The organism is Rheinheimera salexigens, assembly GCF_001752395.1.
GTDB classification, from domain to species: Bacteria; Pseudomonadota; Gammaproteobacteria; order Enterobacterales; family Alteromonadaceae; genus Alishewanella; species Alishewanella salexigens.
Genome location: NZ_MKEK01000001.1, coordinates 1,357,806 through 1,383,346 on the forward strand (window position 1 = coordinate 1,357,806; position 25,541 = coordinate 1,383,346).

26 protein-coding genes are annotated in these 25,541 nt (G+C 39.4%); 24 read left to right on the forward strand and 2 right to left on the reverse strand.

The features are described 5' to 3' along the window. The first annotated feature begins 28 nt into the window (after positions 1-28). The 18 genes from BI198_RS06250 to BI198_RS06340 all read left to right on the forward strand — a co-directional run bounded on the left by BI198_RS06250 (position 29) and on the right by BI198_RS06340 (position 19,736). Entirely contained in the window at positions 29-715 is a 687-nt protein-coding gene (locus BI198_RS06250; protein ID WP_070048783.1) for an EpsG family protein, read from the forward strand. Positions 716-1,446: 731 nt separating this feature from the next. After that, positions 1,447-2,418, forward strand: coding sequence for a polysaccharide deacetylase family protein (locus BI198_RS06260; RefSeq protein ID WP_070048785.1), 972 nt, complete (start codon positions 1,447-1,449; stop codon positions 2,416-2,418). Beyond that, positions 2,415-3,167: a formyl transferase gene (locus BI198_RS06265; protein ID WP_070048786.1), complete on the forward strand. Its 753-nt coding sequence runs from the start codon at positions 2,415-2,417 to the stop codon at positions 3,165-3,167. The genes BI198_RS06260 and BI198_RS06265 overlap by 4 nt, the downstream gene beginning before the upstream one ends. A 276-nt stretch (positions 3,168-3,443) precedes the next feature. Then, complete coding sequence (locus tag BI198_RS06275; protein ID WP_070048788.1) at positions 3,444-4,346, forward strand: glycosyltransferase; 903 nt, start codon at positions 3,444-3,446, stop codon at positions 4,344-4,346. Positions 4,347-4,351: 5 nt separating this feature from the next. After that, positions 4,352-6,274, forward strand: coding sequence for an asparagine synthase (glutamine-hydrolyzing) (asnB, locus tag BI198_RS06280; protein WP_070048789.1), 1,923 nt, complete (start codon positions 4,352-4,354; stop codon positions 6,272-6,274). Further along, positions 6,271-7,377: a glycosyltransferase family 4 protein gene (locus tag BI198_RS06285; RefSeq protein WP_070048790.1), complete on the forward strand. Its 1,107-nt coding sequence runs from the start codon at positions 6,271-6,273 to the stop codon at positions 7,375-7,377. The genes asnB and BI198_RS06285 overlap by 4 nt, the downstream gene beginning before the upstream one ends. Next, entirely contained in the window at positions 7,374-8,297 is a 924-nt protein-coding gene (locus BI198_RS06290; RefSeq protein WP_070048791.1) for a UDP-glucose 4-epimerase family protein, read from the forward strand. Before BI198_RS06285 ends, BI198_RS06290 begins: the two co-directional genes overlap by 4 nt. A gap of 50 nt (positions 8,298-8,347) precedes the next feature. Continuing rightward, positions 8,348-8,896, forward strand: coding sequence for a sugar transferase (locus BI198_RS06295; protein WP_070048792.1), 549 nt, complete (start codon positions 8,348-8,350; stop codon positions 8,894-8,896). Positions 8,897-9,005: 109 nt separating this feature from the next. After that, entirely contained in the window at positions 9,006-9,365 is a 360-nt protein-coding gene (locus tag BI198_RS06300) for an endonuclease domain-containing protein (RefSeq protein WP_070048793.1), read from the forward strand. 101 nt (positions 9,366-9,466) lie between these two features. Next, positions 9,467-10,936 (forward strand): MBL fold metallo-hydrolase RNA specificity domain-containing protein, encoded by a 1,470-nt coding sequence (locus tag BI198_RS06305; RefSeq protein WP_070048794.1) that lies wholly within the window; start codon positions 9,467-9,469, stop codon positions 10,934-10,936. Between the two features lie 94 nt (positions 10,937-11,030). Beyond that, the gene (locus tag BI198_RS06310) at positions 11,031-12,380 is read left to right on the forward strand and encodes a UDP-glucose dehydrogenase family protein (protein ID WP_070048795.1); all 1,350 of its coding nucleotides are present in this window, start codon (positions 11,031-11,033) and stop codon (positions 12,378-12,380) included. Positions 12,381-12,484: 104 nt separating this feature from the next. Further along, positions 12,485-12,715: a sugar phosphate nucleotidyltransferase gene (locus BI198_RS16405; RefSeq protein ID WP_317133695.1), complete on the forward strand. Its 231-nt coding sequence runs from the start codon at positions 12,485-12,487 to the stop codon at positions 12,713-12,715. Continuing rightward, on the forward strand, positions 12,709-13,374 hold the full coding sequence (locus BI198_RS06315) for a UTP--glucose-1-phosphate uridylyltransferase (RefSeq protein ID WP_317133696.1): 666 nt from the start codon (positions 12,709-12,711) through the stop codon (positions 13,372-13,374). The genes BI198_RS16405 and BI198_RS06315 overlap by 7 nt, the downstream gene beginning before the upstream one ends. Positions 13,375-13,455: 81 nt before the next feature. Further along, the gene (locus BI198_RS06320; RefSeq protein ID WP_070048796.1) at positions 13,456-15,378 is read left to right on the forward strand and encodes a polysaccharide biosynthesis protein; all 1,923 of its coding nucleotides are present in this window, start codon (positions 13,456-13,458) and stop codon (positions 15,376-15,378) included. A gap of 197 nt (positions 15,379-15,575) precedes the next feature. Next, entirely contained in the window at positions 15,576-15,911 is a 336-nt protein-coding gene (locus BI198_RS06325; protein WP_070048797.1) for a hypothetical protein, read from the forward strand. Between the two features lie 134 nt (positions 15,912-16,045). After that, positions 16,046-16,756, forward strand: coding sequence for a YjbF family lipoprotein (locus BI198_RS06330; RefSeq protein ID WP_070048798.1), 711 nt, complete (start codon positions 16,046-16,048; stop codon positions 16,754-16,756). Then, positions 16,753-17,538 (forward strand): capsule biosynthesis GfcC family protein, encoded by a 786-nt coding sequence (locus BI198_RS06335; RefSeq protein ID WP_070048799.1) that lies wholly within the window; start codon positions 16,753-16,755, stop codon positions 17,536-17,538. The genes BI198_RS06330 and BI198_RS06335 overlap by 4 nt, the downstream gene beginning before the upstream one ends. Continuing rightward, a complete protein-coding gene (locus BI198_RS06340; protein ID WP_235605263.1) occupies positions 17,535-19,736 on the forward strand; it encodes a YjbH domain-containing protein in 2,202 nt (733 codons plus the stop codon). Before BI198_RS06335 ends, BI198_RS06340 begins: the two co-directional genes overlap by 4 nt. Before the next feature lie 125 nt (positions 19,737-19,861). On the opposite strand, the gene BI198_RS06345 is transcribed toward BI198_RS06340, so the two are convergent. Then, positions 19,862-21,358, reverse strand: coding sequence for a sensor domain-containing diguanylate cyclase (locus BI198_RS06345; RefSeq protein ID WP_070048800.1), 1,497 nt, complete (start codon positions 21,356-21,358; stop codon positions 19,862-19,864). A gap of 64 nt (positions 21,359-21,422) precedes the next feature. After that, positions 21,423-22,061 carry a thymidine kinase gene (locus BI198_RS06350; protein WP_070048801.1) on the reverse strand — a complete coding sequence of 213 codons (639 nt, stop codon included), beginning with the start codon at positions 22,059-22,061 and terminating at the stop codon, positions 21,423-21,425. Positions 22,062-22,288: 227 nt separating this feature from the next. Between BI198_RS06350 and BI198_RS06355 the strand changes: the two genes are divergently transcribed. From BI198_RS06355 to trmD, 6 genes are all read left to right on the forward strand, one after another. After that, positions 22,289-22,705, forward strand: coding sequence for an MAPEG family protein (locus tag BI198_RS06355; protein ID WP_070048802.1), 417 nt, complete (start codon positions 22,289-22,291; stop codon positions 22,703-22,705). Between the two features lie 63 nt (positions 22,706-22,768). Next, positions 22,769-23,188: a YqaA family protein gene (locus tag BI198_RS06360; RefSeq protein ID WP_201243411.1), complete on the forward strand. Its 420-nt coding sequence runs from the start codon at positions 22,769-22,771 to the stop codon at positions 23,186-23,188. 151 nt (positions 23,189-23,339) lie between these two features. Next, complete coding sequence (locus BI198_RS06365; protein ID WP_070048804.1) at positions 23,340-23,732, forward strand: DUF2750 domain-containing protein; 393 nt, start codon at positions 23,340-23,342, stop codon at positions 23,730-23,732. A 185-nt stretch (positions 23,733-23,917) separates the two neighbouring features. Further along, the gene (rpsP, locus tag BI198_RS06370) at positions 23,918-24,169 is read left to right on the forward strand and encodes a 30S ribosomal protein S16 (protein WP_070048805.1); all 252 of its coding nucleotides are present in this window, start codon (positions 23,918-23,920) and stop codon (positions 24,167-24,169) included. Positions 24,170-24,198: 29 nt separating this feature from the next. Next, positions 24,199-24,726 (forward strand): ribosome maturation factor RimM, encoded by a 528-nt coding sequence (gene rimM / locus BI198_RS06375; protein WP_070050704.1) that lies wholly within the window; start codon positions 24,199-24,201, stop codon positions 24,724-24,726. Beyond that, on the forward strand, positions 24,726-25,529 hold the full coding sequence (trmD, locus tag BI198_RS06380) for a tRNA (guanosine(37)-N1)-methyltransferase TrmD (RefSeq protein WP_070048806.1): 804 nt from the start codon (positions 24,726-24,728) through the stop codon (positions 25,527-25,529). Before rimM ends, trmD begins: the two co-directional genes overlap by 1 nt. Positions 25,530-25,541: the final 12 nt, after the last annotated feature.

Below are 25,541 nucleotides of genomic sequence, written 5' to 3' on the forward strand. Positions count from 1 at the left end.
ATTTCTAACTTGTTAGTAATGGTGATTTATGGGCTTTTTAACAGTTAGTCTTTTCTTTGTTACAAATGGTGCACTTTGTTTGGTTGAATATCTGACTAGAAATAACAATTTTAAAAAGTTATTGTTTTTTTTAGTTGTTTTATCTTTCTCTACTGTTTTCTCTCTTAGAGATGGTGTTATTTTAAGTACTGATTATAAAAACTATGTTTTAATGTTTGATAGTTTCCCATCAAACTTTCAAGCTGCAATTCTTCGTGTTGAGCCGCTATTTGGTGCTTCAATCTTTATAGCTAAGAAAATAGGTTTAAGTGCTAATGATTTTATATCATTAGTTTCTTTTATATTTCATTTTTCATTGGCTTTTTTTGTTTTGCGAATTTTGAGATTTCCTTTAATACTGTTTTTGCTTCTCACGACAACTTCATTTTATTTTAATTTTGCTAGTAATACTATAAGGCAGGGGTTGGCCATGTCTTTTTTTATGTTTGGTCTTGTTCAAAAAAAAATTAAAAAAGAAATTGTTTTTTATTTGCTTTCTTTTTTAACTCACTATTCATCTATTATTTTAATTTTTTATATTTTTATATTTAAGAATTTTAATTTCATTAGGAATAAATTGTTATTGGTGTTTTTATTAGCGTTTTCTGTTCTTTGCTTTTTTTTTAGATCTCAAGTCTGTATGGCTCTTTATTGGGATGGTAGCATCAAATCTTGATTTGCCTCAAAAAATACTTGTTAACTTTAATTCTGATGCGGAATTTGTGACAGGTAGAATTTATTATTTTATTTCTTTTGTTATAGTTCTGTTATCTGTTTTATTCAGAAATAGAATATTAAGTGTATTAGTGAAGAATGATATTTCTTTTGTTGTTTATCAAAAAATGTTTTATATTTTATTTTTTTCAGTACTTATGTATCCCTTTTTTATACAGTTTTCATTCTTTACTAGAATGTCTAGCTACGGGTTTATGATTTTTCCAATTATTTTATACTTTTTGGTTAATAGTTTTTTTCAAGACGAGAAAGTTTTATTTTTTATTACTTTTTATATTTTATTTTCTTATCTTTTATTTTTCAATTGGATTACATTATTTATTAATTGTTGATGGTTCGGTTTTTAAATTATATTGTGCATCATATTGTGGTTTTCATGATAAAGTTAGTACAGATAATTACTGACTGAGTTGTTTGAACTAGTGATTTATTTTGATCTAGTGATTTATGAAGTAGGAAGGCTGAATATAACTTTGTACACTAATAAATTAAATAGTTAAACTAAATTCTAGACTGTTATAAAATAGAATTTATTTATTCTTAAATTATATTAATGCTGCATATTGAAACGGTATTGTACGTTAAGTTAGGTTGCATCAGAGCAATGAATTCATGATTTTAATATTGGAATGTTAAATTTACTGTATTATCTCTAAGAAAACGGTATTAGCTATGAAATATTTATTTGTTATATCTTTAGACTTTGAACTCTTTTGGGGAGTTAGAGATTCACGTGGCGAGGAGTATTTCGATTTTTTAAAAAATGTGCATGATGTCATTCCAAAAATACTTAATCTGTTTAATCAGTATGATATCGCTTGTACTTGGGCTGGTGTTGGTGCTATATGTGCAAATGATTTTGGTGAATTTATTAATAACAAACCACTATTTATGCCTAGTTATAAGGATAGTAAATATAATCCTTTTCTTGACCTTAAATACTTATCTACACTTGACCCAAAGCTACTATTTGCGCCTAATTTAGTGACAGCTATTACAAATACACCTAATCAAGAGTTTGCCTCTCATACTTATTCGCACTTTTACTGTTTAGAAGACGGTCAGACAGTTACAGAGTTTGCCGCAGATTTAAAAGCCTGCACGCAGATTGTTGCGAGTAAAAATATTAATTTAAAAAGTTTGGTTTTTCCACGCAATCAATTTAACTCTGATTATCTGAAGGTTTGTAAACAGCAGGGGTTAATTGCATACAGAGGGAATCCCATCCATTGGGCTTATAAACCAGAGAGCCGTAATGAGCGTAGTTTGATTAAACGCCTATTTAGATTGATTGATACTTACCTTCCTTTAAGTGGTTCGTTACGACAACAAGTACAGTTAGACAATGTGTCGGGCATGGTGGATGTACCCGCCAGTATATTCTTTAGGCCATATTCGCCTAAGCTAAGCTTTTTAGATGGTATGAAACTGCGCCGATTAAAGTGGTCGATGACACGAACAGCTAAAAAAGGCGGCGTTTTTCATTTGTGGTGGCATCCGCATAATTTTGGTCGGTATACCGACGAAAACTTACAACAACTTGAAGTATTATTGCAGCATTATCAGATGTTAAATAAGCGCTATGGTTTTAAGTCTGTCACTATGCAGCAAGCTGCAACACAGTTTTTAATAGGTAAGCAATGAAACGTTTAGTGGTATTAGGCAGAGCATCTGCGTCTACCCAAATGTTAATTCAAACAATGATTGCTGCCGGTTATGCTGTATACTGGGTTGAAGAGCGGCGTGATGATAAAAAGCAATTGTTGCTGCGTAGAATTAACAAACAGGGCCTAATAAAGGTTTTTGGCCAAGTGTGTTTTATGCTGGTGCAAAAATATTTAAACTTTTCTAGCAAAAAACGCCGTCAAGAAATTTTAAATGGCTTTGATTCTATAGACAGTATTAAACCTGTATTGACTACAACGAATGTTAACTCACCTGAATCTATTGCTTTTTTAGGTACGTTATCGTCAGATATTGTAGTACTTAGTGGTACAAGAATATTAAGTCCAGAACTATTGGCTGTTTTTACTTGCCCAGTTATTAATATTCATGCTGGCATTAACCCTAAGTACCGTGGCGTACATGGCGGTTATTGGGCTTTGGTTAATCAAGATGCGGTAAACTTTGGCTCGACTATTCATAGGGTAGATACCGGCATTGATACGGGTGACGTGCTTGCGTATGCCTATACGTCTATTACAAAGAAAGATAACTTTGCGACCTATCCACTGATGCAGCAACAAGCAGCGATGAGCTTACTCCCTAACGTTGTCAGTGCTTTGCTAACTAATAAGGCTAAAATTATTCAGCCCAGTTTAGATTCACAGCTTTGGAGTCATCCTACTTTACTGCAGTATCTCATTAATCGGTTTAAAGCAGGTGTAAAATAGTTTGCGCATTGTTCATATATTTAGCGCCTTATACCAAGGTGGAGCAGAGAACCAGCTGGAATTATTGATAAGCCAATCACTGCGTGCAACACCAGATATCGAGCATATTGTGATTAGCTTAAAAAATGAGCAAACACAACTGTGGCAGCGGCTTGAACAAAAAAAATCAAAATTTATAGCTGTAATCTTAACAGTCCTTTTAATTTAATTAGTATATTTGCGCTGCGTAAGCTATTAAAGGCACTACATTCTGACAGCACGGTTTTTCAGAGCTGGATGTATCATGCTAATTTCTTTACTACTCTTGCTGCTGCTCGGTTACCGGTAAAACTAGTTTGGGCATTACGGCGCACCCAAATACCCCAAGGGGTTACAGGGCTTATTTCTAAAGCTTCCGCTTGGCTAAGTGGCTGGGTCAAACCGCAAGTTATTAGTAATTCAGAGGCTGGTTTAGCATCACACGGCCAAGCTGGTTATTATTTAGCTAAATCGACTGTTATTGCTAATGGTTTTGTAACTGAAAGCTTTGATCCACCAGTGCCTGCCATTTCATGTTCTCAAGCCGAATTGGCTAAGTCAGATTTAATTGTTGCTACGCCGTCAGTAGCGAGCGCTGCTATAGAGTCAACCCTGTTTGGTACTATTGGACGATACTCGCCAGTAAAGGGTCATAAGTATTTATTTGAAGCAATTTTACTACTACAGCAGCAATTACCTGCAGCTGAATTTGAGCAAGTAAAATTTATTTTTGCTGGGCGTGATATCACCACATCTAGCGCATTAAAGCCTTATATTGATAACTTTATCATTCGCCAACAATGCCAGTTTATAGGTGAAGTTGCTGATGTATCTGTCGTCTTAAAGGATATTGATTGTTTAATTTTACCTTCTCTAAGTGAAGGGTTCCCTAATGTGCTGGTAGAGGCAATGTTAGCGAATAAATATTGCATTGCCACAAATGTTGGCGATGTTAATCGCATTTTGGCTGACATAGTGCCTAGCATTAAGCCTGGTTGTGCAGAGCAATTATGCCGCGCTATGGTTGACTTTCTCAAAAGAGAAAAACAACAAAACATAGCCACAGGCCACGAGCTAGGTGTTTTGGCTAGAAGTCATTATTCAATTGCCTCAAGCTGGCAACAATATTTAAGTCTTTATTCTTTGTTACTAGGAAAATAATAATTATGTGTGGTTTTGCTGGAATTTGGTCCACAACTAAAAGTGACAGAATAAATTTAGATGCCCTACAGGCTATGGGTAACGCTATTATTCATAGAGGACCAGATGATCACGGTTTTTGGGTTAATGATCAGCAATCAGTTGGTTTTGTTCATCGCCGCTTATCTATTGTTGACCTCTCAGAAGCTGGACACCAACCCATGCACTCGGCGTCTACACGTTTTGTTATCTCCTTTAATGGTGAAATTTATAATCATTTGTCTATTAGAAAAGAGATAGAAGCCTGTACCGATGTTAATTGGCAAGGGCATTCCGATACTGAAACCTTATTGGCTGCGATTGAAACTTTTGGCTTAGAGAAAACATTAGAAAAACTCGTTGGTATGTTTGCTTTTTCGCTTTGGGATAGCCATGACAAGAGCCTGACGTTAGTTCGTGATCGTTTGGGTGAAAAACCGCTCTATTATGCTTCAATAGCCAATGACGTTATTTTTGGCTCTGAGCTAACCTGTATTGAAGCCGTTTTGGATAAGGATAACTTAAGCATAGATAGCGCTGCGCTTTCACAGCTTATGCGCCAAGGCTATATTGTTTCACCGTTAAGTATTTATAACGAGGTTAAAAAACTCAAACCGGGCCAGTATGTATGTTTTGATAATAGTGGTTCTAACTTTAACACCTATTGGTCAGTAAGCGATATTATAGAGCAAGGTGAAAAGATTGAGTTAACCGCGGATGAAGCAGAGATAGAATTAGAAACTTTATTATTGCAAAGCTTAAAAGACCAAATGATAGCCGATGTGCCTTTAGGGGCATTTTTATCTGGTGGTGTTGATTCTTCTTTAGTTGTTGCCTTAATGCAAAAGCTTTCTGACAGGCCAGTTAAAACTTACTCAATAGGTTTTAATGACGCTAAGTATGATGAAGCCATATTTGCAAAAGAGGTTGCAAGCCACATTGGAACCGATCATACCAGTTTGTATATATCTGATAAGCAGGTATTAGACACAGTAAGTTTGATGGCTGATATTTATGGTGAACCTTTTGCCGATGCTAGCCAATTGCCCATGTATTTAGTGTGTGCTATGGCAAAAAAGCATGTCACGGTGTGTTTGTCTGGTGATGGTGGTGATGAGCTTTTCTGGGGGTATAGCCGTTATCAGATGACATTATCAGCGTGGCAAAAATTATCTGGACTGTCACAGTTTTCACGCTCTTCTCTAAAGTATATTAAACGGTTTTTACCAATTACAGTATTAAATACGGTGGGTAAGCTCTCAATTAAAGACAATCTTTTAGGTGATAAACTAAGTAAAGCATTATCGCTATTAGATACAGCTAGTTTTATTCTTTTCTATCGAAGCTTTATGATGGCAAGTTATCGAGATGTGCCGAATTTAGTGCTGAATGGCGATGATGGCGTGTCTGCTGTGATGCTCACTGATAAAGCTTTAAATATGCTAACTCAACACGATGTTATGCCAGCACTAGACTTAGTTACTTACTTGCCTGATGATATTTTATGTAAAGTTGATCGAGCCGCTATGGGGGTGTCATTAGAAGGGCGGATCCCACTATTAGATCATCGTGTGGTTGAATTTGCATTAAAGCTACCAACTGCAATAAAGTATAAAGATAATACGGCTAAAAGCCCGTTACGCGCTATTTTATACAAATATGTACCTCAAAACTTGATAGATAGACCGAAAAAAGGTTTTTCGGTGCCTTTGGCACAGTGGCTTAGATGTGAGTTAAAAACTTGGGCTGAGCAGCTTCTTGATTTTGAAAAGTTAAAAGCAGATGGTTACCTTGATCCTATTCAGGTGCATAAATTATGGCAAGAGCATCTTTCTGAGAAACGAAACTGGTCAGCCGTGCTGTGGAATATTTTAATGTTTCAAGCTTGGCTGGAAAAAAGAAGACAATGAAATTATTGTATATAGTTAATGTTGATTGGTTTTTCATATCACATCGTTTACCAATTGCCTTAGCAGCTATTAAAAATGGTTATGAAGTGCATATAGCATGCGGAGTAACGAATAAAAAAAGTTACTTAGAATCACTAGGAATTAATGTACATCCGATTTCACTTTCTAGAAGTGGAACTAGCCTATTGAGTGAATTAAAAGTTCTAAAGCAGGTTTGGAATATAGTTAATCATGTTAAACCTGATGTGAGTCATGCGATTACTATTAAAGGTGTTGTTTATGGCGGCCTTGTCACTCGTTTTTTGAAAGTAAAAATGAGAGTAGCATCGATCTCTGGTCTAGGTTATGTTTTTATTGATGGCTCGATAAAAGCTAGAACCCTAAAAATATTAATTAAGAAATTATATAGTTTTGCTTTAGGTTTTGATACAAAAGTGATATTTCAAAATAGAAGCGATGAGTCTATTTTTTTAGATAATATTATCGATAAATCGCAAAGTATTATTATCAGGGGATCGGGTGTTGATTTAAAACTTTTATCATTTACACCAGAGCTTACTACAAAAAAAACAGTTATGTTTTTAGCAAGATTACTTAAAGATAAAGGTTTAATTGAGTTTTGTGAAGCAGCCAAAATTGTTAAGCAGGATCTAGATGTGCGGTTCGTTTTAGTGGGTGATGTTGATTTTGATAACCCTAACTCTATCACTCAAAGAGAATTGGCTGATTTTGTTAGTAGTGGTGCTGTAGAACATTGGGGCTATGTAGCAAATGTAAATGAGGTTATTTCTAAATCTCATATTATGGTACTGCCATCTTACCGTGAAGGTTTGCCAAAAAGTTTAGTAGAAGCTGCAGCATGTGGTCGTGCTGTAATCACAACTGACGTTCCAGGCTGTAGAGATGCAATTATACCAGATGTTACTGGTTTACTGGTCCCTGTTAAAAATATAGGGAAATTAGCTGAAGCCATAATTGAATTACTCATAAATGATAATAAACGTTTAGCTATGGCATCAGCAGGGCGCTTATTAGCCGAGCAGGCTTTTGATATAAACGATATTGTAAAAAAACATTTGATGATTTATGAAGGACAATCATGAAAGTGTTAGTAACCGGTTATTCAGGCTTTGTAGGGAAGCATCTAATAAATGTATTACACACTGAATACAAAGTTCAATTGTTAGGGCGTAAACCTTGCTCTTTTGGAACGGTTTTTCAGGCTGAACTGGATGGATATGCTAGTTATACTGCGGCATTGAATGATGTAGAAGTGGTGATTCATTGCGCTGCACGCGTGCATATTATGAATGATACTGCTACTGATCCGCTAGTTGCTTTTCGGGAAGTAAATACTGTTGCTACGATTAATTTAGCAACACAAGCCGCACAAGCAGGGGTTAAACGATTTATCTTTTTAAGCAGCATTAAAGTGAATGGTGAAACCACCACAGATAAAAAAGCATTTACTGCATTTGATACTGCAAGCCCAGAAGATGCCTATGGCATATCTAAAGCCGAAGCTGAGCAGCAGTTAATAGCTCTTGGCAAGCAAACAGGGATGGAAGTTGTTATTGTTCGGCCGCCACTAATTTATGGTGAAGGTGTTAAAGCTAATTTTGCTGCTTTACTTAGCTTAGTCGGCAAAGGGCTACCTTTACCTTTTCGTGCTATTAAAAATAACAAGCGTAGTTTGGTATCGGTATATAACTTAGTTGATTTAATAAAACTGTGTATTGATCATCCTAAGGCGGCTAACCAGATTTTTTTAGTGTCTGATGATAACGATATTTCAACTGCTGAAATGGTGGCGTTAATGGCGAAAGTTCAAGGTAAACGTAACTTTGCTTTGCCCTTGCCTTTATGGTGTTTTAATTTAGCGGGAAAGCTGTTAAATAAGTCAGATGTTGTGGATAGGTTAACTGGCTCATTGCAGTTAGACATTAGCCACACTAAACAAACGTTAAGTTGGCAGCCTCCATACTCCGTGGAACATGGTTTTAAACTGGCCGCTAAGAAATAACCTTTATCTTCAAACCGAAATTTATACTAAATTTTAAAATTGGATTATTAATGATACGTCTACTGGATTTTTTGTTTTCATTCTTTGGTTTAGTGTTTGCCCTGCCATTTTTAGTGATTTTGTTTATTATTGGCTTATTTGATACTGGCTCACCGATCTTTATGCAACAAAGAGTAGGTCGTAATAAAAAGCCTTTCACACTAATAAAATTTCGCACCATGAAAGTAGATACCGCTTCAGTAGCCAGTCATTTAGCAAGTACCAGCTCTATTACTAAGTTTGGCGGCTTTTTACGTAAAACGAAACTAGATGAATTACCGCAGTTATGGAATGTTTTACTAGGTGATATGAGCTTAGTTGGGCCAAGACCTTGCTTGTTTAACCAAGAAGAATTAATAGCCGAACGCGAACAGCGCGGCGTATTAAAAGCTCGGCCTGGTATTACCGGTTTAGCCCAAGTAAACGAAATTGATATGTCTACGCCAGTATTACTAGCTGAAACTGATGCCAAGATGTTAGCTAAACTAACCATAGCTGATTACTTTAAATATATTTTTATGACGGTAGCGGGTAAGGGCAGTGGGGATAGGGTTAAATAATCTCCCCCTTCCCCTCTTTACTAAAGAGGGGCGAAAAAGCAAAACTAAAGAGGGGCGTTTTTAGCCTCCCTTTCATAAAGGGAGGTTGGAGGATTGAGGGATTTGATTTATGCTACCTTACGATAAAATTCTGAAGCAATTCTCTCGAGACTTACGAAGTAATCAAACTGTCGCCGAAGAGTTGCTTTGGTCGCATATTAGAAAGAAGCAACTAATGGGCATGCAGTTTTATCGCCAAAAACCTATAGCTGGTTATATTGCAGATTTTTATTGTGCTAAAGCTAAGTTAGTTATTGAGATTGATGGCGAAATTCATAATTCAATTGAAGCTAAACAGTATGATGCAATTAGAGATCAAGTTATGCTGTCACTTGGACTTACCGTTTTACGTTTTACAAACAGCCAGGTAGAAGCATCATTAGTAGAAGTATTAGCACAAATAAAAAATAATCTGAGTTCTGCCGTCTAATCTTTTGCGCTACAATTTTGGTTAAATGAACGCAAAAGCATAATCTCCCTTTGGTAAAGGGAGATATAGAGGGATTAGCTACTCTAAGCAAAGGAGACAGGATGTCGACTGCGTATAAAACTCCAACCTTCCTCCACCACGGTGCCGTAGATGGTGTTACGGGCTCTTGCCATGAATATCGTTTAGCTGATGACTTTGCGGTTTTAATTGATTGTGGCTTGTTCCAAGGTGCCGAAGTTTCGGGAACAGGTTCAGCGGCAACACCACAGATTAATTTTGCTATTGATCATATTAAAGCCTTAATTGTGACTCATGTTCATATTGACCATGTTGGGCGAATACCTTATTTGTTGGCTGCGGGCTTTACTGGGCCAATTTATTGCACTGAAGCCTCGGCTACTTTGTTGCCTTTGGTATTGGAAGATGCGCTTAAAGTGGGTGTAACGCGGGATAACGCGCTGATTAAAAGCTTTTTAGCGAAGATCCATCGCCAGTTAGTGCCTTGTAAGTTTAAGCAGTGGTTAGCGCTAGATGTTGTTGGCGATAATGCGAGTAGTTCTTCTGGGGCTATTAGCCTGCAAGTTAAGTTTCAGCCTGCTGGGCATATTTTAGGGTCGGCTTATGTTGAATTGCGACATAAGGTTGCAGATGATACGGCTGCTGCCATTGGAGAAATAGGTAAGAAAAAATGGTATAAAACCGTTTTTTCAGGTGATTTAGGGGCGCCGCATGCGCCTTTGTTACCCGCACCGAAGTCACCTTTTAGTGCTGATACAGTTGTTATTGAAAGTACTTATGGCGACAGGTTGCATGAAGGAAGAAAAGAGCGGCAGCAACGGTTACAAAAAGTGTTATTACATGCATTACGTGATAACGGTACCGTATTGTTTCCGGCATTTAGTATTGGCCGTACTCAAGAGTTGTTGTACGAGCTAGAGGCCATTATTCACCGTTTGCGTGATCAAAAAATTCATAAAGATTTGCGCTGGGATCAGTTGCAGGTCATTGTTGATTCGCCCTTAGCGGCAAAATTTACTGAAAGCTATCGCCAACTTCAGCATTGCTGGGACGCAGAAGCTAAGCAGCGCTTACGTCAAGGCCGACATCCATTAAGCTTTGAGCAACTGCATACTATTGATAGCCATAGTCAGCATTTATCTCTTGTCCAGTATTTAGCCTCTACCAAACAACCGGCAATTGTGATTGCTGCCAGTGGTATGTGCCAAGGTGGCAGAGTGATGAATTATTTATCGGCATTGCTTGGCCATAATGCGCATCAAGTGGTGTTTGTGGGGTATCAAGCTCGCGGTACTTTAGGTGAAGCAATTCAAAAATATGGCCCTAGGGGTGGTTATGTTGATATAGACGATAAAAGGATTGATATTAAAGCTGAAGTGATTACATTAAGCGGCTATTCAGCCCATGCTGATAAAAAAGGGCTTATTAATTTTATTCAGCGAATGCGACATAAACCGCAACAAGTTAGGATAGTGCATGGCGATGAGGGTGCTAAGTTGGAGTTGCAGCGGGAGCTTCAGTCGTTGGATATAAATGCTGTGATTGCAACCTAGGTGCAATTGAGTCGCAAGTTTTAAGTGTTTAGTGGTGAGTTACACAAACTAAAAACTAAGCACTAACATCTCATCACTTACAAAAGGATTGTTCATGAAGGTTACGGTTTTTGGTAGTGGTTATGTAGGGTTGGTTCAGGCGGCTGTATTGGCTGAAGTTGGCCATCATGTTATTTGTGTTGATGTGAATGAACAGCGGGTTGAAGATTTAAATCAGGGCATTATTCCAATTTATGAGCCGGGTTTAACGCCTATAGTGCAAAATAATAGCCAGGCTGGACGATTACAGTTTACTACCGATGCCAAATTAGCAGTAGAGCATGGTGAAGTGCAATTTATTGCTGTAGGAACGCCTTCAGATAGTAATGGCGCGGCTGATTTGCAATATGTATTAACTGTAGCAAAAACCATAGCGCAGTATATGACGGGTGATACAGTTGTTATTGATAAGTCTACTGTCCCTGTGGGTACTGCTGATAAAGTGCGCGATATCATTGCCGAAACTTTAGCACAACGTGAAGTTAGCCACCAATTTGATGTGGTGTCTAACCCTGAGTTTTTAAAAGAAGGTGCTGCAGTCGCTGACTGCATGCGGCCAGACCGTATTATTGTTGGCAGTTATGATGCCCGGCCACATGACATTATTCGTGAATTATATGAGCCGTTTAACCGTATTCATGAAAAAATTATTTTTATGGATGTACGTTCGGCAGAGCTCACCAAATATGCGGCTAACTGTATGTTGGCAACTAAAATTTCATTTATGAATGAAATGGCTAATTTAGCCGAGTTGTTAGGCGCCGACATTGAAGCGGTTCGAAGAGGCATAGGCTCGGATCCAAGAATTGGTTATCACTTTATATATCCGGGCTGTGGTTATGGCGGCTCATGTTTCCCTAAAGATGTTCAAGCCTTGATCCAAACTGCGGAAACCGAAGGTTATAGACCTGAGATGTTGTATGCAGTTGAAAATGTTAATAAACGACAAAAAGATAAATTGCCAAGCTTAGTGAAACAGCATTTTGGGGCTGATTTAAGTGGTAAAGTGTTTGCCGTTTGGGGGTTAAGCTTTAAGCCTAAAACCGATGATATCCGCGAAGCCAGTAGTCGTGTTCTTATAGAGCAGTTATGGGCTGCGGGTGCTATAGTACAAGCTTATGATCCTGAAGCGATGGAAGAAATGCAGCGTGCATATGGTGTGCGGAATGATTTAAATTTAGTGGGTACTAAAGAAGCAGCTTTAAAAGCTGCTGACGCTTTGATTATTTGTACGGAGTGGCAGCCTTTTAAAGCGCCTGATTTTGATTTAATAAAAACACAATTAAAACAACCGGTTATTTTTGATGGCCGTAATTTATTTGAGCCAGAGCGGATGCAACGTCGTGGCTTTACTTATTACGGTATTGGCCGTGGTGAAAGTGTTAAATTATCTACTGTTAAGTAAATGGCGCTTAGCTGTATTGATAGTAAGATAGCTAAAAAGAGTACATGGACTTAAGCTTACTCAATTTAAGCTAGTTAGATGAAACAAGAACTTAAGGATATTAAATGACAGTGTTAAAAGCTGTGATCCCAGTTGCGGGCTTAGGCACTAGGATGTTGCCAGCGACTAAAGCTATCCCCAAAGAAATGTTACCGATAGTGGATAAACCGCTTATTCAATATGTGGTAGATGAATGCATTGCGGCGGGCATTAAGCAGATTGTATTAGTGACTCATTCTTCAAAAATTCAATTGAAAACCATTTTGATAAAAGTTTTGAGCTTGAATCCATGCTAGAAAAGCGGGTTAAACGGCAGTTGTTAGATGAAGTGCAAGCCATTTGCCCTAAAGACGTAACTATTATGCAAGTTCGCCAAGGCGAGGCTAAAGGTTTAGGCCATGCCGTATTATGTGCTTTACCGGTAGTAGGCAATTCGCCTTTCGCTGTTTTACTACCGGATGTAATCGTTGATGGTTATGATTGTAATCTAGCTAAAGATAATTTAGCCAAAATGGTTAAGTTATATGCAAAAAATCAGCTAAGCCAAATTATGGTTGAGCCTGTGCCAATGAATCTAGTCAGTAATTACGGTATTGCCGATGTTGATGGTAAAACCCTGTCAGCGGGGGCTTCAGCTTTAATTACTAATATTATTGAGAAACCGAACCAAACTGAAGCACCATCTAATTTATCCGTTGTGGGCCGTTATGTATTTAATCCGGCAATTTGGGATTGTTTAAAACGCACGCCTTTAGGCGCGGGTGATGAAATTCAATTAACTGATGCTATAGCGTTATTAATGCAACAGCAGCAAGTACAAGCGCATCATATTAGTGGCCGCAGCCATGATTGCGGTAATAAGCTGGGCTATATTCAAGCCTTTGTTGAATATGCAATGCGTGATAAAATACTAGGGGCTGATGTTAAGCAAATTTTAAAAAATTTGGTTAACTAGTTTTGAGTTGTTAGTTATGAGTGTTGAGTGAACACTAAACACTAAACACTAAACACTAAACACTAAACACTGGATTACAAAATGTTGGCATTTTTATTAGGCTTACCGAGGTATATTAAACGCGCTATTTCGGTGTTTGCCGATATTGTGTTTTTAACCTGTTCCTTGGTGGGTGCCTTTGTTTTAACACAAAACAATACAATGCAAGATGTGCCTGGGATTGCGTTTTCGTTTGGATTAGCTTTGCCATTAACGTTATTGCTGTTTACTAAATTGGGCTTATATCGAGCGGTGATCCGTTATATTGGCCAGCATGCGTTAGGGGCGGTTTTAGCGGGTATTGTTAGTAATGCTTTTATCCTTATCTTGCTGTTTAATATATTTGGCGTTGAGGATAAAGGTAACTTAATTTTTGTTTATGCCATTTTAGCTTTAGTGAGCTCAGGCGGTATACGGCTTTTAGCCCGAATGTTTTTGGTGCAACGCAATAATGGCCATAAAGAGCGGGTATTAATTTATGGCGCTGGATCGTCTGGTCGGCAATTAGCGCAAGCATTAATGAATGGTGAACAATATCATCCTGTGGTGTTTCTCGATGACGATACGACCCTACAGCGCTCCACTATTTTGGGCATACCGGTAGGTAACCCTGCATTGATTAATAGCTTAGTTAAAACTCATAACGTTAGCCGTATTTTGTTAGCATTACCATCAGCTTCACGATCCCGCCGTCGAGAAGTACTTGATTCACTAGAGGAACTACCCATACCCGTACAGTCGATTCCGGGTATGAGCGATTTGGTCGATGGCACGATGCGAATAGACGAGTTGCAAGATGTAAAAATTGAAGATTTATTAGGCCGTGAGTCGGTAGAGCCAAAAACAAAACTGCTATTAGCCAACATTCGCGATAAAGTGGTAATGGTAACAGGTGCTGGGGGCTCTATAGGCTCTGAATTATGTCGGCAAATATTATTATGTGAACCTAAAGCTTTAGTGTTATTTGAGCGTTGTGAGTTTAGTTTATATACTATTGAACAAGAATTAAGTGCCACAATAAAACAGCAACAATTAGAGGTTAAATTGATGCCTATTATGGGGTCGGTGCAACGACGTGAACGCATGCAGTCGGTGATGACAGCTTTTGCGGTAGATACGGTTTATCATGCTGCGGCGTATAAGCATGTGCCACTAGTCGAATATAATATTGTTGAAGGCGTTATTAATAATGTTTTTGGTACTTGGTATGCCGCTGAAGCAGCTATTGCCGCAAATGTTGAAACCTTCGTACTCATTTCAACTGATAAAGCCGTTCGTCCAACTAATGTGATGGGCGCTTCGAAGCGATTGGCTGAGTTAGTATTGCAATCATTAGCAAAACGGCAGTCGACAACACGATTTTGCATGGTGCGGTTTGGCAATGTTTTAGGCTCAAGTGGCTCGGTAGTGCCGTTGTTTCGCGAACAAATTCGTCGTGGCGGCCCTGTAACCGTTACCCACAAAGATATTATCCGCTATTTTATGACCATACCCGAAGCGGCACAATTAGTGATCCAAGCTGGCGCTATGGGCGAGGGTGGTGATGTATTTGTATTAGATATGGGTGAGCCTGTAAAAATTGCTGACCTAGCCAGACGGATGATCCACTTAATGGGCTTAGAAGTAAAAGACGAAGTGCACCCAGGTGGTGATATTGAAGTGAATTACTCTGGTTTACGACCTGGCGAGAAGCTCTATGAAGAGCTGTTAATTGGTGATAATGTACGCCAAACCGAGCATCCACGTATTATGGCCGCCGATGAAGTGTGCTTAACTTGGACACAAATGGAAAGTATATTGTTGCAGTTAGACAGCTACTGTAATAGTTTCGCTGTACAAAAAATTATTGATTTATTACACGAAACGCCGACTGAGTTTAATTATTCTGAGCATACAGATTTAGTTGCAAAGGCTAGAATAGCCTCGGTAGTTGATATTAGTGACAAGCTGCCGAGGGAGGCGTGACTTGCTGCTTTTTTGCTGTGACAATAGTGCAATACAAGTGGTTACAAGCATCTAATATGTATGGTAACTAGCTTGTTAAACAAGTGGTCACTATTTTTAAAGGATTTAACCTTTATTGGTTGAGTAATTTGTTGGTTTAGTTTAGTCTAAGCAGTAATTGTAAATTGTAAATTATAAATTGGCATAAGGATTGAGTAATGAAAAAATTAGTTATTGCTGCTACAGCATTGTTGTTATCTTTAGGTGTTAATGCACAGCAAGCTGGTGGTGCTGATGTTCAACAACACACAATTGGTGGTGTTAAAACCTCTAATATCGTTGCTGGTGGAGTTGCTGCTAGTGTTTTAGTTGCTGTCATAGCTAACAGTAAAGGTACTTCGTTACCAGATACTGGATTAGTGTGTGGTCCTGGTGAAGTTAAAACAGATGATGGTTGTGTAACTGTAACGACTACAGCGACTTCAACTACCACAGGCACAGTAACTGGTACAGCTACTGGTACAACCACTGTTACTGTTACAAATACTTTTTAATATATTTCTTATTAAAAAAAAGCCGCCTATAGGCGGCTTTTTTATTGTGTAATTGTTTAGATTAAATATATTAAGTAAATAACTGCGCTGTATTTAATTAGTTTAAAATTCACTTTAAATAGGTTGGATGAACAATGACTTTGCTGAATTTTTTGGGATGCACTGCATTAATATTTGGTTTAACTGGTTGCGCGGGTACTTATCATTCATATAAAGATACCTTGAAATTAGCATTTACGACACAGCCTGATGCTAGCTTAAGTTATGAAGAAGTTACTCAAGCCAAATTTGATTTTTTATATGTGTCTCATGGCGATAGACCACAAAGTGTTATGGCGTTAATGTTTATTGAACAAGGCCAATTAAAGTGGGTCTCTGCTGATGAAGCAATGTTAATTACTGAAAATGGTCGTATTGTTAAAACCTTAGGTTTTGAAAATGATCTATTAAATGTTACCGCTGCTATTTCTGATCCTATTATTAATTGGCAACAGATTAGCCAACAAACTAGCTGGACACGCTTAGTTGATTGGTCAGCAGGTGAGTATGGGTATAGTGTAAACTCTAACTTTTCAGTACAAACGGGTCATAGTTTGCGCTTTTTTCAGCGCGATATTGCCGTGACAAAAGTGATTGAATATTTAAGCTATGATTCAGCCGCAAATTTCCTTCGTTTTGATCAAAACTGGCAAAATATATTTTGGTTTGACGCCACAAGTGGCGCGCTATTACAAAGCCAGCAGCAATTAGCCCCTTTTACCGAGCCAATGCAGTTAACATTTATTAGCGAAATAGCACGTGAATTAGCTAAGCAGCCACAGAGTTTGGAGAGCCCAGCTTTATGATTAGTAAAATATTGAAAAATATAAAAAAAGTGTTTATTAGTTATTTTTTGCTTAGCTCCGGGTTAACTGTTCAAGCTAATGAAATCAATGAATTTGTAGCAGTACAGATTAATCAAAAGTCTTATCAGTATTCATTTGCTAATAAGAGCCTGGCACCACGTTTAACGGATGTGTTATCACCAGTGGCCTTAACTGAAAATTGGTATTGGCCTGTGTCGGCATTATATAATACTGATGACACTACTGCACAGTTATTACTGCAGCGAGTGCTGCAACAGCTTGACGAATTGCAGCAAGAATATGCTGCTGATATTGATAAGCAACAGGCAATTATCAGCATGGTTAGCCAAATAAAAAGTTGGCAGTTAGCTACAAGGGTATTTATACCTATTGAGTATGATCTTGCTAGAGTAAGTGCCGAGTTTAATCCTAAGTTTATGCCGGGTAATTACCAATTGCGATTGTATAAGCGACCTTCACACATCACTTTGTTTGGGTTGGTGAAACAACCCGGAAAGAGTACGCATATAAATGCAGGAAATGTTAAACAGTACTTAACAGAATTTTCTTCTTTAGCTGCAGCAGATAGTAATACGTTATATCTAATACAACCTGACGGCAGTATTATCAAAGAAACGGTTGCTGCTTGGCAGCAGACTACAATTGAAGCTATGCCTGGAGCGCAATTATTTGTGCCTTTTAAACTTGGATTATTTTCAACTAGATGGCAGCGATTAAATCAGGACATTTTAGCATTAGCACGGCATAGGGTGCTGTTATGAAAAGTATGAATATTAGTAAAAAAACTTTTTCTTTAGCGACAGCTTTAAGCTGTTCCTTGTTTATAGTAAATAGCTATGCACAAAGCGATTCAGAGAGTGACGCGCAAAATAGTTCTGTAACAATTAAGCCTGTACAATTCGCTACTCTACAACAATCAGTTATAAAACCGCGCTCTTGGCAACAGCCTAAAGCGGGTGTGTCGCAAATGGCGCATGGTGGTGTAGGGTTAATACAAACCCCTACTGCGCGTATGACTCCTGCTGGTGACATATCGGTGAATTATACCGATAATGAAGAGTATCGTTTCTGGTCGGTAAGTTTACAGCTATTCGACTGGATGGAGTCAACAGTACGTTACACCGATGTCCGGACTCGATTATACAGCCAATCACCTGGTTTTAGTGGTGATCAAACCCTAAAAGATAAAGGCATAGATGTTAAATTTCGTTTATGGCAAGAGAGTAGTTATTTACCGCAAGTATCGGTAGGTTTTCGTGACTTTGGTGGCACCGGTTTTTTTGAAAGTGAGTTTTTAGCCTTTAGTAAAGCATGGTACGACTTAGATTTTCATTTAGGTATAGGATGGGGCTATTTAGGTAGTGCCGGTAATATAAGTAACCCGTTGTGTGAAATTAGTGATGGTTTTTGTCAGCGGCCTGGTGGTTTTAGTGGTGTCGGCGGTAAAATTGATTATCAACGGTTTTTTAAAGGCCCAGCCTCGGTTTATGGTGGTGTTGAATATCAGACGCCTTGGCAGCCACTGCGATTTAAGTTGGAATATGAAGGTAACGATTATAGCCGAGACAGAGCGGGTGAGTTAATTCAAGATAGCAGATGGAATATTGGTGCTGTATATCAATGGCGAGACTTTAGCTTTGATGTCAATTATCAGCGCGGTAACACCTTTGGCTTTGGCGCCCATTATAAGCTCAATTTACATAATGCAACCCAGATTAAGATTAAACCGGCAATGCGACCTACTGCGCAGCATATGCCAGAAATAAACAATATTTCTGATAATAATGCCTTATATAAGGCTTTATTTTCTGAAGCCGGTTTTATGTTACAAAATTCACGATTGACGGATGATGAATTTATTATTTATGGCCAGCAATTATATTACCGTGATGACGCTGAAGCGACTGAACGTATAGGCAGAGTGTTAGTAAGTGAAATACCAAGCCATATCAAACGGATTAGAGTTGTAGAGTACTCTGGTAACTTAGCGATGGTAGAAAAAGTAATAGAGGTAGAGTCTTTTATTACTGCCGCGCGCTACGATGTATTACAACCAGATGTACGCTCAACTTATGTACGACAAAACCCCGATGCGGATGTATTAGCAATGGTGGATATCCCTTATTCAACGGGTTTCTATACTAGTATGGAAGCATTTTGGATCCAGACATTTGGCAACCCTGAAGCGTTTTATATGTATCAAGGCGGCGTATTTTTAGGGGGAGGTTATCGCTTAGGTGAAAACTATAGTATCAACGCTACTGCTAAAGTAACCTTGCTGGAAAACTTCGATAAGTTTAATTTTAAAGTTGATGCGCAAAATACTGATGTGCCACGAGTACGCACCTATATCCGAGAGTATGTGACCCGCAGCCGTGTGAGTATGGAAAATCTTTTTCTGCATTGGCAAGATCAGTTATCAACTAATGTATTTGGCCAAGTGTATGGTGGTTACTTAGAAACCATGTACGGTGGAGTTGGCGGTGAAATGTTGTATAGGCCGGTAGATAGTAATTTTGCTATTGGTTTTGATGTTAACTATGTGCAACAACGCTCGTATGAAAATGATTTCGATTTTTTTGATTATAAAGCTTTTACCGGTTTTGTGAATTTGTATTGGAAACCAGAAATACTGCCAAATACTCAGTTTACGTTTAATGTTGGTCAGTATTTAGCGAAAGACAAAGGTTTCACTATTGATGCGGCGAAACGATTTGATAGTGGCATTATTGTTGGTGCTTATGCGGCAATAACTAACTTATCAGCAGAGCAGTATGGCGAAGGCAGCTTTACCAAAGGCTTTTATGTTTCGATACCGTTTGATTTGTTCTCGTTAAAGCCATCTAAAGGGCGCGGTCGCTTACCTTGGGTGCCAATTGCCCGTGATGGTGGTCAAATGCTGCATAAACCGGTTAACTTAATTGATGCGACAGAGAGCCGATCGCCGTTTTATGATTAGTTGATTGAAGGGTGGTGATTAGCTTGTGTTACAAGCAGTGACAAGTGACCGCAGCAAAGCTGCTAGTTACCGTTCGCTAGCGAACTAGTCACCGCTGCTCTAGGCAGCTAGTCACCCTTAACCTTTTATGTTTCTATTCTATTTCTGCCATTGGTTTTAGCGGCATACAATGCTTTATCGGCCGCTTTTATCAGTTGGCTAGGCTCGGTGTCTTTATTAGCTACAACGCTGCAGCAACCTATGCTGACGGTTAGGTAGTTGCTGATATCAGAATGCTTATGTTCAATGGCAAGTTCGATTAATAGCTGTTGGATTTGCTTACTGACATTTACGGCATCTTCTAACGTGCTATCGGGCAGAATAAGCGCGAACTCTTCACCCCCATAGCGTGCTGCTATATCACCTTGCCGTTTTAATACTTTTGTTAAGCAAGTCGCTAACTGCTTTAACGCGTCGTCACCTGCTTGATGGCCGTAATGGTCGTTATACGGTTTAAAGCGATCAATATCCAACATAACTAAGCTTAGAGGTGTTTCGCTACGGGCACTTCGGTGTAGTTCTTGCTGTAAGCATTGATCAAATTGCCGTCGGTTGGCGATACCGGTTAAGCCATCTTGCATGGCTTGTTGTTGTAACTCGGCATTGGCGGTTAATAGCTGTTGTTGCATGCTTTGTAATGATCGGCGGTATGCAACGTTTTGCAACGTATTGGCGATCATTTCACCCACTAGCTTTAAACGGCGTAAATCGTTGCTGGTCCATACTCGGGTGCGAGACACCATATCGCAGCCAACAAATCCGATTACTTTATCACCCGCGCGCATGGCGCAGCATAGAACTGAGCGGATATCTTCACGGTCGAACTCTTCTTTTTCAGCCTTAGCTTCTGCTGGTAATTGCGTGACGTCACTGACACTGAAGATAAAGTTATTTTGCATTATTTGATAAAAGTAGGGTAAGGCTTGTTGCGGTATTTGTTGTAGATTCTCTATATGCGATGTTACACCGTGCCGCACCCATTCGTTAGTATTGCTCATCTCAGTTAATTCGTTATTAAACTGAAATACATAAGCACGATCGGCATGACAAAACTCGCCAACAGCGGCTAAAGCATCATTAATGTGCATATCAAGCTCATGCTCTTGCACATTAATTAATTCTGTAGAAATTAGTGAAATTAACTTATCAAAAGCTAAAGCTTCTTGTATCTCTTCGCTATATAAAGCATCACTGGACTCAATCGTTGTTGGCTCGGTACGCTGTAAGCTAATAATAACGCTTTGATGTAGAGTAAATGGCAATGAGATTAAGCGACTATGCATGTGATAGCTTGCAGCTTGCTTGGCAACTAACACGTGTTGGCTAATTTCATTACCACTTAGGGCTTGAATTAGTGGGTTATTAAACAAGCTATAGGGCTGTTGGGTATTTGTATTGCAAATAGCCGCGGCTTTTAGGGCGGCCATGCTAACCATGGCGGTTGCATTTTCAGGGCTTAAATTAAATAACCGCTGCGCCGCATTATTAGCAAAAATACTCGGGCTGACTAAATCTTTATACATTACCGGATAGGGTAGTGCTTCAAGTATTGGCCAAAAATGCGGCTGCTGAATCTCGGTCATATTTCACTCTATTATCTATATATTTTATAACCTAATAGTTTCAAGGGGTCAGAGTACTTGAAATTTAAGTACTTGAAACTTTAGCATTTGAATCTGCACTTATTGTTGGTTTTTCAGGCGACTCACTCTGCCAGACTAATTGTTTAAAGTGGGCACGACACATAGAGACATAACTTTCATTGCCGCCAATTTGCACTTGGCTTCCGGCAGTAGCGGCATTGCCATTTTCGTCTAGACGTACCACAAAATTAGCTTTACGCCCGCAATGGCAAATAGTTTTAAGTTCGATAAGTTTATCGGCCCAAGCTAATAGGGCATGACTGCCTTCAAAGGTTTCACCCAGAAAGTCGGTGCGTAAGCCAAAGGCAAGTACGGGCACATCAATATCATCAACCACGGTGGTTAATTGGCGTACTTGCTGCTTAGTTAGAAATTGCGCTTCATCGATTAAAATGCAATGTAAGCCGGTACGGGCTTTAATTTCGCTAATATGGGCGACGAAATCGAATTCGGGATTAAAAATATGCGCATCCATGCTTAAGCCGATACGCGAGCTGACTTTGCCGATGCCAAAGCGGTTGTCTAAAGAGGCAGTGTATATCACGACTTGCATGCCGCGCTCTTCATAGTTATACGCACTTTGTAATAAAGCGGTCGATTTGCCAGCATTCATTGCTGAATAATAAAAATACAATTGCGCCATTAATAATTCCTGATACTGCAGTTTTTTAGTGTTACAGATCGTGTATTTATAATAAAAATGATCTGGGATAAAGATGGCACAGTATAACAACTTAGGCCACTGAAATATAAAGCTTAGTAAGATACTAGTTATTATCTGTATCTTAATTATAAACAAACTAGCAACATAGGCTTAGCCGATTTATGCTGGTAAAGTTAAAGCATAAAATAATAACCTTAGGATAAAGCATGGAAAAATTAATTTTACTGCCTGTTTTCGCGCAAGTACTGCTTACCAGTATTGTGATGATTTTAATGGGTAAACGCCGGATTAAAGCCGCAAAAGCTAAAGAAATTAGCATTACAGCCTTTAAAACCATGAACTTAACTGGTGCCAACGAGCAGGTTATTGCAACCAGTCGCAATTTTGATAATCAATTTCAAATGCCAATGCTGTTTATATTCAGTGTACTGTTTGTATTGCAATCAGGGCTAGCTGATTTAGGTTACGTGCTTCTGGCCAGTGCTTTTGTCGTGTTACGCATTTGGCATACCATAATTCATATTGGCAGTAATAAAGTGCGTTTGCGTTTTAATGTGTTTTTGCTCGGCTGTGCAGTGTTGTGGGTGATTTGGTTAAGATTGGCGTGGCAGTTATTTTATTAAAAAAGGGTCAGAGTGATTTAACTGTATTTAAATCACTCTGACCCTTTTTAAGATGACGCACTGATGTACTTACTATTATTTGCTAGCGGTTTTTTAGCTGCTACGTTGTTTCCGGCTTCGTCGGAATTGTTGCTGTTAACGCTATATAATCAAGGCTATCAGCCGGTGCTGTTATGGGTGGTGGCCAGTGCCGGTAATACGCTGGGCTCTTGCGTTAACTGGTGGTTAGGTGCTCGGCTACGGCTGTTCTCGCATAAACGCTGGTTTCCTTTTTCGGCTAAGTCGTTAGCCAGAGCAGAGCAATTGTTTCAACGCTTTGGTTTACTCAGCTTATTATTTGCCTGGTTACCCATAATTGGCGATCCCTTAACCCTAGTCGCGGGCGTGTTGCGGGTGCGCTTTAGTGTGTTTTTAGCCTTAGTGTTTTTAGGTAAGGCAGCACGTTATGCGTTACTGCTGAGCATAGTAGCTACTTTAAATTAAAGTCCATAAAAAGGGTCAGAGTGATTTTATCGTTGTTAAGAAAAATCACTCTGACCCATTTTTATGCTGGCGGCTTGAAAAAAATTTGGCATTATGGCGGCTGATGCGTCACAATTAGCGGCAATACTTAACTGTTTTTTAGGATTTTATTATGGAATACCAACTTTCTGCCGATGAGCTAAAACGGATCAATGCTTTAGATGCTGAGCAGCGTTATAGTTACTTTGTGCAAGCGGTAGCAGATTTAGAAAAAATTTGGATTTTGACCGATGATGATGGGTTTGTACTGGTAACGGCTGAAGATGAGCGTTGCATTCCGGTATGGCCACATGAAGAGTTGGCAGAGTTATGGATTGAGGGTGAGTGGTCGCATTGTATTGCTCAAGCAATAGATGTTGATACCTGGTTTGATAAGTGGACTTCTGGCTTAAATGGTGATGAATTAGGGATTGCTGTATTACCGGATGCTGATGGTCCGGGTGTGGTGGTGTTGCCTGACGAGTTAGCTGAAACCTTAATGACTGAGATGCAAGACGAAGATTAAGCCTGTTATTTGCTTGAGTTGGCTATATTGCTGATGCTTATTGGCAGTAGGCGCTAATCAGCTAGCATTTTCCTTGCATTTAGAACCAGAATCCGTACAATACGGCAGCCCTTTAGTCTGAACTTAATCAGGTTAGAGGGCTTTATATTTTGTTAAAACCTGAACGATAAAAATTAGAGGGCCTTATGGTAACTATTCGTTTACAACGTGGTGGCGCGAAAAAGCGTCCATTTTACCAAGTTGTTGTAGCGGACAGCCGTTTTGCTCGCGATGGCCGTCACATTGAGCGCTTGGGTTTCTTTAACCCACTTGCCGGCGGTACAGAAGAGCGACTGCGTCTGGACCTAGATCGCGTTGATCACTGGGTAGCACAAGGTGCTGCATTAAGTGACCGCGTTGCAACATTGGTAAAAAATGCTAAGAAAGCTACGGCTTAATTAGCAATATGTCGGGTGGAGTAGTCAGCGTGGAAAAGAAAGATTTAGTGGTTCTTGGCAAATTTGGTGCAGTTTACGGTATCAATGGCTGGCTTAAAGTTAACGCTTGCACCGACGTCCCGGAAGGGATTTTTGATTACATTCCTTGGCAAGTAAACGTGCAAGGTAGCTGGCAACCAGTGCAGGTGTCTAGCTGGAAGCGCCATAGTAATGGCCTGATAGCAAAACTTGATGGTATTAGTGATCGTGATCTAGCTCAGCGTTATGTTAATGCTGATATTGCTGTAGCAAGCTCGTTGTTGCCTTCGCTTGGCGAAGGGGATTATTACTGGAAAGACCTTATGGGTTTGGCCGTAGTGAACGAAGCAGGCTATCACTTAGGTGAAGTGAGCGACATGATGGAGACCGGTTCTAACGACGTTATCGTGGTTAAAGCCAACCGTACCGATGCATTTGGTAAGAAAGAAAGGTTATTACCGTTTTTAACCGACACAGTGGTAAAAAGCGTTAACTTAACTGAAGGTCGCATTGTTGTAGACTGGGATCCTGCGTTTTAATGGCAGAAGGCGTTACTGGTTGTAAAGATGCTCGCTGGATAGGAGTTATCTCTTTATTTCCGGAAATGTTTAACGCTATAACGCAATTTGGGGTCACTGGCCGTGCTGTAAAACAAGGCTTAATTGACGTGCAGTGCTGGAACCCGCGTGATTTCACAACGGACAAGCACCGAACGGTTGATGACAGACCTTATGGTGGCGGCCCTGGTATGCTAATGATGGTGCAGCCGTTGACCGACGCAATTCGCGCCGCAAAACAGGCAGCAACAGGAAAGGTACACACGATTTATTTATCGCCGCAAGGTAGAAAATTAGATCAACAAGGTGTAGCAGAACTGGCGACACATTCTAAGTTACTTTTAGTAGCTGGCCGGTATGAAGGGATTGATGAGCGCGTAATAGCAAGCGAAATTGACGAAGAATGGTCGGTGGGTGATTACGTGTTAAGTGGTGGAGAGTTGCCAGCGATGACGCTAATTGATGCGGTATCGCGTTTAGTACCAGGTGTACTTGGGCATCAACAGTCGGCAGAACAAGATTCTTTTGCATCGGGTTTGCTGGATTGTCCGCACTATACAAGACCTGAAGTGTTATCAGACAAACAGGTTCCGTCAGTATTACTGAGCGGTAACCATGAAAATATACGACGCTGGCGTTTGCAGCAGGCTCTTGGTAGAACCTGGCTAAGACGACCAGATATGTTAAATCTCCTGGCTCTGACTGAGGAGCAACGTCGGTTACTGGCTGATTTTAAAAAACATCATCAGCAAGAGTGCCAGACGGGGCAGCAAGAAGACAGTTAATACCAGGTATAG

Excerpts from the sequence above, each read along its gene's own strand:
- BI198_RS06250 (WP_070048783.1), top strand. The coding sequence starts at position 29 with ATGGGCTTTTTAACAGTTAGTCTTTTCTTTGTTACAAATGGTGCACTT.
- BI198_RS06260 (WP_070048785.1), top strand. The coding sequence starts at position 1,447 with ATGAAATATTTATTTGTTATATCTTTAGACTTTGAACTCTTTTGGGGA.
- BI198_RS06265 (WP_070048786.1), top strand. The coding sequence starts at position 2,415 with ATGAAACGTTTAGTGGTATTAGGCAGAGCATCTGCGTCTACCCAAATG.
- BI198_RS06275 (WP_070048788.1), top strand. The coding sequence starts at position 3,444 with ATGTATCATGCTAATTTCTTTACTACTCTTGCTGCTGCTCGGTTACCG.
- asnB (WP_070048789.1), top strand. The coding sequence starts at position 4,352 with ATGTGTGGTTTTGCTGGAATTTGGTCCACAACTAAAAGTGACAGAATA.
- BI198_RS06285 (WP_070048790.1), top strand. The coding sequence starts at position 6,271 with ATGAAATTATTGTATATAGTTAATGTTGATTGGTTTTTCATATCACAT.
- BI198_RS06290 (WP_070048791.1), top strand. The coding sequence starts at position 7,374 with ATGAAAGTGTTAGTAACCGGTTATTCAGGCTTTGTAGGGAAGCATCTA.
- BI198_RS06295 (WP_070048792.1), top strand. The coding sequence starts at position 8,348 with ATGATACGTCTACTGGATTTTTTGTTTTCATTCTTTGGTTTAGTGTTT.
- BI198_RS06300 (WP_070048793.1), top strand. The coding sequence starts at position 9,006 with ATGCTACCTTACGATAAAATTCTGAAGCAATTCTCTCGAGACTTACGA.
- BI198_RS06305 (WP_070048794.1), top strand. The coding sequence starts at position 9,467 with ATGTCGACTGCGTATAAAACTCCAACCTTCCTCCACCACGGTGCCGTA.
- BI198_RS06310 (WP_070048795.1), top strand. The coding sequence starts at position 11,031 with ATGAAGGTTACGGTTTTTGGTAGTGGTTATGTAGGGTTGGTTCAGGCG.
- BI198_RS16405 (WP_317133695.1), top strand. The coding sequence starts at position 12,485 with ATGACAGTGTTAAAAGCTGTGATCCCAGTTGCGGGCTTAGGCACTAGG.
- BI198_RS06315 (WP_317133696.1), top strand. The coding sequence starts at position 12,709 with ATGCTAGAAAAGCGGGTTAAACGGCAGTTGTTAGATGAAGTGCAAGCC.
- BI198_RS06320 (WP_070048796.1), top strand. The coding sequence starts at position 13,456 with ATGTTGGCATTTTTATTAGGCTTACCGAGGTATATTAAACGCGCTATT.
- BI198_RS06325 (WP_070048797.1), top strand. The coding sequence starts at position 15,576 with ATGAAAAAATTAGTTATTGCTGCTACAGCATTGTTGTTATCTTTAGGT.
- BI198_RS06330 (WP_070048798.1), top strand. The coding sequence starts at position 16,046 with ATGACTTTGCTGAATTTTTTGGGATGCACTGCATTAATATTTGGTTTA.
- BI198_RS06335 (WP_070048799.1), top strand. The coding sequence starts at position 16,753 with ATGATTAGTAAAATATTGAAAAATATAAAAAAAGTGTTTATTAGTTAT.
- BI198_RS06340 (WP_235605263.1), top strand. The coding sequence starts at position 17,535 with ATGAAAAGTATGAATATTAGTAAAAAAACTTTTTCTTTAGCGACAGCT.
- BI198_RS06345 (WP_070048800.1), bottom strand. The coding sequence starts at position 21,358 with ATGACCGAGATTCAGCAGCCGCATTTTTGGCCAATACTTGAAGCACTA.
- BI198_RS06350 (WP_070048801.1), bottom strand. The coding sequence starts at position 22,061 with ATGGCGCAATTGTATTTTTATTATTCAGCAATGAATGCTGGCAAATCG.
- BI198_RS06355 (WP_070048802.1), top strand. The coding sequence starts at position 22,289 with ATGGAAAAATTAATTTTACTGCCTGTTTTCGCGCAAGTACTGCTTACC.
- BI198_RS06360 (WP_201243411.1), top strand. The coding sequence starts at position 22,769 with ATGTACTTACTATTATTTGCTAGCGGTTTTTTAGCTGCTACGTTGTTT.
- BI198_RS06365 (WP_070048804.1), top strand. The coding sequence starts at position 23,340 with ATGGAATACCAACTTTCTGCCGATGAGCTAAAACGGATCAATGCTTTA.
- rpsP (WP_070048805.1), top strand. The coding sequence starts at position 23,918 with ATGGTAACTATTCGTTTACAACGTGGTGGCGCGAAAAAGCGTCCATTT.
- trmD (WP_070048806.1), top strand. The coding sequence starts at position 24,726 with ATGGCAGAAGGCGTTACTGGTTGTAAAGATGCTCGCTGGATAGGAGTT.